Annotated in this window: 5 protein-coding genes and 4 pseudogenes; 6 read left to right on the top strand and 3 right to left on the bottom strand. The window is 59.8% G+C overall.

The window, feature by feature from the left end; all coding sequences use genetic code 11:
- Nucleotides 1-350, top strand: a 350-nt coding sequence (locus MKK50_RS00085) for an integrase core domain-containing protein (protein WP_499019526.1), incomplete at its 5' end; no start/stop codon positions are given.
- 38 nt (nt 351-388) lie between these two features.
- Here the strand turns inward: MKK50_RS00085 and MKK50_RS00080 are convergent.
- A pseudogene (locus tag MKK50_RS00080) lies at nt 389-622 on the bottom strand (transposase); the annotation flags it as partial.
- 363 nt (nt 623-985) lie between these two features.
- Between MKK50_RS00080 and MKK50_RS00075 the strand changes: the two are divergent.
- From MKK50_RS00075 to MKK50_RS00060, 4 genes and pseudogenes are all read left to right on the top strand, one after another.
- Nucleotides 986-2095 carry a hypothetical protein gene (locus tag MKK50_RS00075; protein WP_499019524.1) on the top strand — a complete coding sequence of 370 codons (1110 nt, stop codon included), beginning with the start codon at nt 986-988 and terminating at the stop codon, nt 2093-2095.
- A gap of 3 nt (nt 2096-2098) precedes the next feature.
- The gene (locus MKK50_RS00070) at nt 2099-2857 is read left to right on the top strand and encodes an NAD-dependent epimerase/dehydratase family protein (protein WP_499019522.1); all 759 of its coding nucleotides are present in this window, start codon (nt 2099-2101) and stop codon (nt 2855-2857) included.
- Nucleotides 2854-3675: a sugar phosphate isomerase/epimerase family protein gene (locus MKK50_RS00065; protein ID WP_499019520.1), complete on the top strand. Its 822-nt coding sequence runs from the start codon at nt 2854-2856 to the stop codon at nt 3673-3675. The genes MKK50_RS00070 and MKK50_RS00065 overlap by 4 nt, the downstream gene beginning before the upstream one ends.
- Before the next feature lie 246 nt (nt 3676-3921).
- A pseudogene (locus tag MKK50_RS00060) lies at nt 3922-4882 on the top strand (IS630 family transposase).
- Nucleotides 4883-4927: 45 nt separating this feature from the next.
- On the opposite strand, the pseudogene MKK50_RS00055 reads toward MKK50_RS00060, so the two are convergent.
- Both MKK50_RS00055 and MKK50_RS00050 read right to left on the bottom strand, forming a co-directional pair.
- Nucleotides 4928-5489, bottom strand: a pseudogene (locus tag MKK50_RS00055) (transposase); the annotation flags it as partial.
- Nucleotides 5405-6610 (bottom strand): annotated as a pseudogene (locus MKK50_RS00050) (ISL3 family transposase); the annotation flags it as partial. The pseudogenes MKK50_RS00050 and MKK50_RS00055, both read right to left, overlap by 85 nt.
- 447 nt (nt 6611-7057) lie before the next feature.
- Here MKK50_RS00050 and MKK50_RS00045 point away from each other — a divergent pair.
- Nucleotides 7058-7404 (top strand): GDP-mannose 4,6-dehydratase (locus MKK50_RS00045; RefSeq protein WP_499019517.1); only part of this gene is annotated, 347 nt, incomplete at its 3' end.

Genomic DNA, 7404 nt, shown 5'->3' with positions numbered 1-7404 from the left:
TCCGATCGGACAACGGGCCTGACTTCATCGCCAAGGCCGTTCAGGACTGGGTGGCGGCGGTGGCATCGACAACCGCCTACATCGAGCCGGGCAGTCCGTGGGAGAACGGCTATTGCGAGAGCATCAACGCGAAGCTGCGGGATGAACTGCTCAACGGCGAGGTGTTCTACACCCTCAAGGAGGCCAGGGTCGTGATCGGGCAATGGCGGAGGCACTACAACAGCATCCGGCCGCACTCGTCGCTCGGCTATCAGTCGCCTGCGCCCGAGGTCGTCATCTGGCCAACCAAACCGAGCGGCTCAGGGCCGCTCGCTCACCCCGCCATCGTCACGCGACCGACGATGCACTAACTTCGAACCTGGGCCACCGAATGGGGGCAGGCCATGCCCAGCTTCGGGATACGCAGCTCGACCGTGCCGGCACGCGTCTGCCAGTCCCGGTCGCGATAGCCGTTGCGCTGGACCAGACGTTCGGTGCTCTTCTCGCCGTGGGCCGCCCCGGTCTGGCCGGCCACCTCCAACTCCATCAGCCGTTCGGCGGCAAAACCGATCGTCTCGCGCAGAAGATCGGCGTCGGCGCTCTTCTCCATCAGCCCTCGTAGGGCCATCATCTCGTCGGTCATCGGTGGTTTCTCGGGTTCGAGGTTGGCTGTCGCAACCCGACACTACCCCGCAACCGCCGATGACCACCCCTCAGCTACATCACCACCCGGGACACGACCGCCTCATCACATTATCATCGGCCTTTCAACGCGATCCCCTTGAGTCATTATCACTATCATTTAGTATCAGTCAAAGTTATAGATATCACAGTTAAGGTGGCAGTCGGAAGGTTTAGATGGCTGGCATGCTCACGCCGGGAGCCTCCAACCTGAGCCATTCGTCGCAATGTCCTATCCTGCCGGCTCTGCCTGCGATAAAGCTCTGACGCAGGCTGCACGCATAATGCTTGCATCTGGTTTTGGTCGCGGAACAGGGGTTGCGGAATGAGTCGGCGGATCGCGATCATTGGGGGAGGTTGGTATGGTTGTCATATCGCCTCGTCGATGATGGCTCTTGGTTTTACGGTTCGGTTGTACGAGCAAAATGAAAGGCTTTTGCATGAAGCCTCTGGGAATAACCAGTTCCGGCTTCATCTTGGGTTTCATTATCCTAGGCATGCAGGGACACGTATACAATCGCGTGACGGATTTTCACGATTTATCGAACGATACGGAGATTTGAGTAAGCCAGTATTGGAAAATATATATGCTGTACCGAAAGACACATCCCTTATCGATTTCGACACTTACAAGCTTATCATGACCGCAACGGGAATACCTTACCGCTCCGTTGATCGGTGCAGCCTCAATCTGACGAATATAGATGGGATGATACGCGCTGAGGAACGCGTTATACTAATTGATAAAGCTCGACACTACTTTCAGCATCATTTGAGACATGTTACCAGCCTCTCAGTTGAAATCAAGTCGATCGAGAATTTCTCTGAACATATCCTGGTAAATGGCGAGCGGTTTGATTATGTTGTTGATGCCACGTGGGGGCATTTTGGCAAAAGTATAGTTTCAACTTATTACGAGCCAACGCTGCTTCTGTACTTCGAGGCGCCAGCTGGACTGCCTGCAATTACTTTTGTAGATGGGCCGCTCTACTCCATCTACCCAACGGAAGTAGAAACGATTTATACTTTATCAAGCGTCCCGCACACACCTCTCGGACGATTCAATAGCTCTGAAGAAGCTCGTTCGGTGCGCGACCACGTAAACTCAGAACAAGTAGAGGCCAAGCGCAGCTTGATGACCCGACAGGCGCAGGAAAATGTCCCGGAATTTCTTGATATTTATAAATTCATGGGACCGCAGATCTCAATCAAAACCAAACCTATAGGAAACAGCGACGATCGAAGCTGTTATGTTGGTCGGGACGGACGAGTTTTGACCGTCATGTCTGGAAAAATTGATACAATATTCTTCGCGACTGAGCGAATCCTGTCAATGATCGAAGCGGATCAGGACGAGGGTGTTGCAGACGTCCCGTCCTCGCTGCCTGCGTCCATCCGGGCGAAGGTCGAGTCAATCGGATTGAAACTGGATTAGCATATGCGCGCTTTGATTGGGCATACCGGCTTCGTTGGGGGAAACCTCATCCACGCCGGAAGGTATGACGCGCAATTTAACTCTAGCAACAGCGAAGCCATGCGCGGCGGCCATTTTAGAGAGGTCGTCTGCGCCGGCATTTCCGCCGTGAAATGGAAAGCCAACCAGGAACCAGAGATAGACCAAGCGGCCATCGACGTCCTCGTAGAAAACCTGAAACACGTCACTGCGGACCGCTTCGTGCTGCTGTCGACGACCGACGTCTATCAGGATGCCATAGGCGTGACCGAGCGCGATCCTACACCAAATGAAGGCGCGCCGTATGGCGTGCACAGAGCGGCCTTCGAACGCTTTATTGCAAAGACGTTCGCAAACCACCTCATAATCCGGCTCCCAGCGCTCTATGGTCGGGGGCTGAAGAAGAACGCAATCTTCGATCTACGCTACAACAATATGGTCGATGCGATCGACGCGCGCGGCAGCTTTCAATGGTACGACGTGCGGCGCTTAGAGCGCGATATCAAGATAATCACAGATGCAAACCTAACGCTCATTAATATCGCACCTCAGCCTGTCACCATGTCGGCTATCGCTGATCGATTTTTTCCGGGTAAGTTACGCAAACCAGACCTGAATAATCCCGCTGCATCCTACGACATGCGAACGATCTACGCAGGCGTTCTTGGCGGAGCCAATCAGTACCACTTCGATCGCGAGACCGTTCTTAATGGCATTGGTAGCTACCTGGAGAGCGGCGAATGAACCGCTTGTCTGTCTCTAATATCGCTTGGTCAGCCTCTATCACTGATCGGGTTTATGCTTCGCTTGCAGACGCAAACGTTGCCGGGGTCGAAGTGGCCCCCACGAAACTTGCGCCCTGGCAAAATCTTACTGAGGAGATCGCCCGCGTCGAAGGCCGTCGAATTAGTAGAGCCGGGCTTCAGGTTAGCTCGTATCAAGCGCTTTATTTCGAACGGCCAGACTGCCAACTTCTCGGTGATGCCACCTCATTCGAAGCGATGCGAGAGCATACAGTGCGGGTGGCGATTTTTGCCGAGCATTTGAGTAGGGGCGGTGCGGGTGTCTTTGGAGCCCCTCGGAACCGTCAACGCGGGCAACTTACCGTTGAGAATGCCTTCGAACTTGGCGCGCAGCGCTTCCGGTGCCTAGCAGAGGCTGTCGCTGCAACCGGCTTCATAATTGCCCTTGAGGCTGCCCCTAACGAGTACGGTGGGGACTTTCTGGAAACCACGGCGCAATGCGCCGCGATGGTGAGGGCTGTCAACCATCCATCCTTCAGGCTTCACATCGACAGCGGCTGTTTAGCTTTCACCGAAGAGGATATACAGGACATCATCAGAGAGCACCATGACATCATTGCGCACGTGCATCTATCAAAGCCGAAGCTGGCCCCGATCACGCGAGTAGATGCACCGCTGTATGCGCCACTGATATCAGTGCTGACTGAGGTTGAATATGTCGGCTGGACTGCTATTGAAATGCGAGAAACTGACGATTCTTTGTCAAATATCAATGAAGCTATATTGACTTTACAACTTCATGGAAGTGAATCTGATTGATGGGATTTTTATTAAGACCGAGGCGTTTTTATACTTGTTTAAAAATCGTGATTGATATCGATATCTAACTCAAAATCGTCAAAGTAAAATCAATAATGTGCTTGACAGGCTGTTATTCAGCGAACCTGACGAATCGTTGCCCGGCAAAACCAATGAGGATTCGGAGCACTTTACTCTTAGAGCGGCATCCGAGCGATCTGGAACGGGTCGGCGGCGTACGGATTAGGGAGGTTTGGGAGCCCCTCCATGACCTCGACCCTGTCGGTCGATATGCGTGAGCGTGTCGTGGCCGTCGTGGCGGCGGGGACATCACAGCACAAGGCGGTCGAACGCTTCGGCGTGAGCGTGGCGAGCGCGAGCCGCTGGTGCGGGCAGATGCGCGAGACAGGGGATGTCGCGCCCAAGCTGCGCGGCGGCGATCAGCGCTCGCTCAGGATCGAGGCGCAGGCCGACGTGATCCGGACGCTCTACGAGGAGCGGCCGACCCTCTTCCTGTGGGAGTTGCGGGATGCCCTGGCCGAGCGCGGCATCGCGGTCAGCCAGAGCAGCCTGTCGCGCTTCTTCAAGCGCCACGCCATCACGCGTAAAAAAACGCAGCCCACGCCGCCGAGCAGCAGCGGCCGGACGTGAAGGCCGAGCGCGAGGATTGGTTCGAGGCCCAGGACGAACTCGATCCAGACAGCCTCGTTTTCCTCGACGAGACCGCCACCGCCACCAACACGGCCCGCCGCTACGGGCGTGCACCGCGCGGGCAGCGCTGCCGGGTCGCCGTGCCCCTTGGGCACTACAAGACGACCACCGTCACCGCTTGTCTGCGCACCAGCGGCATCGTCGCCCCTTGGCTGCTCGACGGCGCCATGAACGGAAGTCGCTTCTGCTCTTACGTCGAGCAGGTGCTCGTGCCCGTGCTGCGGCCGGGCGACACGCTCATCTTCGACAACCTGCCGGCCCACAAGGTCGCCGGCATCCGACAGAGCCTGGCCAAAATCGGCTCGGGGCTGCTCTACCTTCCGCTCTACAGTCCCAATTTCAATCCGATGAGCAGGCCTTCGCCAAGTTGAAGGGCCGGCTGCGAACCGCCGCCGCTCGCACCGTCGCCGACCTCCACGCCGCCATCCGCCAGACGCTCATGCACTTCACCGCGAACGAGTGCCGGAACTACATCGAAGCGGCCAGATACGAAAACGACTTGGCCGTTTCAAAATGAGCGGATGCCGCTCTAATCACCCACCCCTGTGACAGTTAGGGGCTATTATGAACTTGCTTCGAGTAGAGTGGCCTTTCTGAGCACGAGGCAGACGAAGGCGACGATGCAGGTCTGCCAGCTTGGTGGCATAGCGCTCGTAGTCTTTGACGAGCCAGCGGAAGCGGGTGGCCCAGGCGAAGGAACGCTCGACGACCCAGCGCCGGTGCAGCAGCACGAAGCCGCGCTTGGCCTCGGGCAGCTTCACGACTTCCAGGTCGATGCCGTGCTTGCGCGCAGCCGCGGCCGGCTTCTCGCTGGTGTAGCCCTGATCGACGAAGGCGACTTCGACGCTGTCGCCCGTGGCCGCCTGCACGGCCTTGGCCAGACGCTCGACCGGGGCACGGTCATCGGCGTTGGCCGGCGTGACGTGCAGGGCCAGCAGATGGCCGAGCGTGTCCACCGCCATTTGCAGCTTCGAGCCCTGCTTGCGCTTAGCTCCGTCGTAGCCGGCCCGCTCGCCGCTCTCGGGCATCGCCCGCAGCGTTCGGCTGTCGAGGATGGCCGCCGACGGCTCAGGCTTGTGCCCGGCCGCCAAGCGCGCCGCTCGGACAGCCAGCGTCTGACCTGCTTGACGGTGCCGGCGAAGCCGCGGGACCGCAGCACGCGCCAGAGCTGCATGGCGTTCTCGCACCCTGCGGCCTGGCGGGCGTGTAGGTGATCGAGATGAAGATCGAGGATGCTGCGCCCCGGCCCGCGTGGGCCATGACATGGGAAGCGCTCGGCGAAGGCGTACTTGCGCACCATGGCCCGCGTCAGGCCGGTCTCTCGGTTGATCTGGCGGAGCGACTGCCCGTCTGCACGGCGGCGACGGACATCGTCGTAGAGTTCCTCCCACCGATCGACCGCCGCGGCGCGGGCAAGCATTTCGGCGGGTGCACGCGGCTAGGCTCTGATGCGCTGGGTCGAGGGCGCTGGCGCCGTGGTCGACGGCAACAGCCCTAGGCGTGGGTGGACACGGGCGAGCCAGCCCTCGATCATCTGGCGGGTGTTGAGCAGGAGATGCCGGCGGTCGGCGACCTGCACGGCCGTCGGCGCGCCCAGCGTGCTGCCGCGGGCGTACTCGGTCGAACGATTGTGCGCCACGAGCTGGATCTGCGGCTCGCGGCGGAGCCATGCGGCCCACGTCTCGGCCGAGCGGTCGGGCAGCAGGTCGAGAGGTCGTCGGCGTTCGAGATCGACGACGACGGTGCCGTAGGTCCGCCCCTTGCGTAGGGCCCGGTCATCGACGCCGACGACACAGGGTCGAGGTGGCTTCGGCAGCGGCATTCTCCGGATCGTCTGCAACAGGGTCGTGACACTGGACGGCATGGCCAGACGAGTGAGCAAGCGAGCGGCGGGCTGCCCACCAACTGCGAGACCGGTCCGGGCCTATGCCTCAGCCAGCCGGCGGGTGCGCTGGGCATGGCGGGCGAGCAGCTTCGGGAAGCGCTCGGCAAAAGTTTTGCGGGGGCAGGCTGGGTCGCGGCAGTAGAAGCGCCGAACCTCCAACTGCAGCCGGATGGCCGCGCCGCTGGCCGGCAGATCGGCGGGTCGTCGCCGATACCGGCTATGGACCGAGGCGCTGACCGCCCGACATGTCGGGCAGCGGGCGTAATCGCGATTCGCTTCGGCGAGGAGGGTGATCGCGGTGGGGCCGTACCGCACAACACGCACGAGGCGGCAGCTAGGCAGAAGGAAGAGCTGGGTCATACCCCGATTTGCGAGGCCAAACCCACCACGCCAAGACCCAGCTGTCACGCTCCTCGATCTACCAAACTCGCCGATGAACCGCTTCAATGGGGGCGTATAAACCTCGATCAGGTTCGCAGCGAATGGCGATGACCTGCACCGCTCTCAACCTCACCCGAGCCAACCCAGGAAAACGACGCCCTCTGCCCCAAACGAAAAGTCGCGCCCTGGGGAAGATGACTTCCTCGAAGCCATCGTGACAAAATGAAAAATTCATCCTGATTGCCCTGCCTCGACGCCGCGGTTGTCTGTCCGGTCAATGCGTATAAAAGCCCATGCCGGACCGACGCAGGGTTGGCGGCGACGAAGCTATAATCCTTGGCTAGCTTCGTAGATCACGTGGTTGCCTATGGTGGCTGCCTAGAGCATCGTCCCCAAAGGTGGACAGCTGCGATTGTTGGAGACGTGATGCGCATTCTGGTAACGGGCGGCTGCGGCTTCATCGGCTCCGCGCTCGTGCTGCATCTGGTACAGGATCTCGGCCACGAGGTGCTCACCCTCGATGCCATGACCTACGCGGCCAATCCGATCTCGCTGCAGCCGCTGGCGGACGACCCTCGACACCGCCTGGAGCAGGCCGACATCTGCGATCCGGCCCGCGTCCACGCCCTCTACGCCGATTTCAGGCCCGAGGCGGTGATGCATCTGGCTGCCGAGAGCCATGTCGATCGCTCGATCACCGATCCGGGTGCCTTCGTGCGCACCAACGTGATCGGCACCCAGGTGATGCTCGACGGCGCCCGCACCCACTGGGA

The organism is Methylobacterium sp. J-043 (assembly GCF_022829505.1).
Lineage (GTDB): Bacteria > Pseudomonadota > Alphaproteobacteria > Rhizobiales > Beijerinckiaceae > Methylobacterium > Methylobacterium extorquens_A.
The sequence above is the reverse complement of the archived record's forward strand: the minus strand, read 5'-3'. Positions and strand labels throughout refer to the sequence as shown.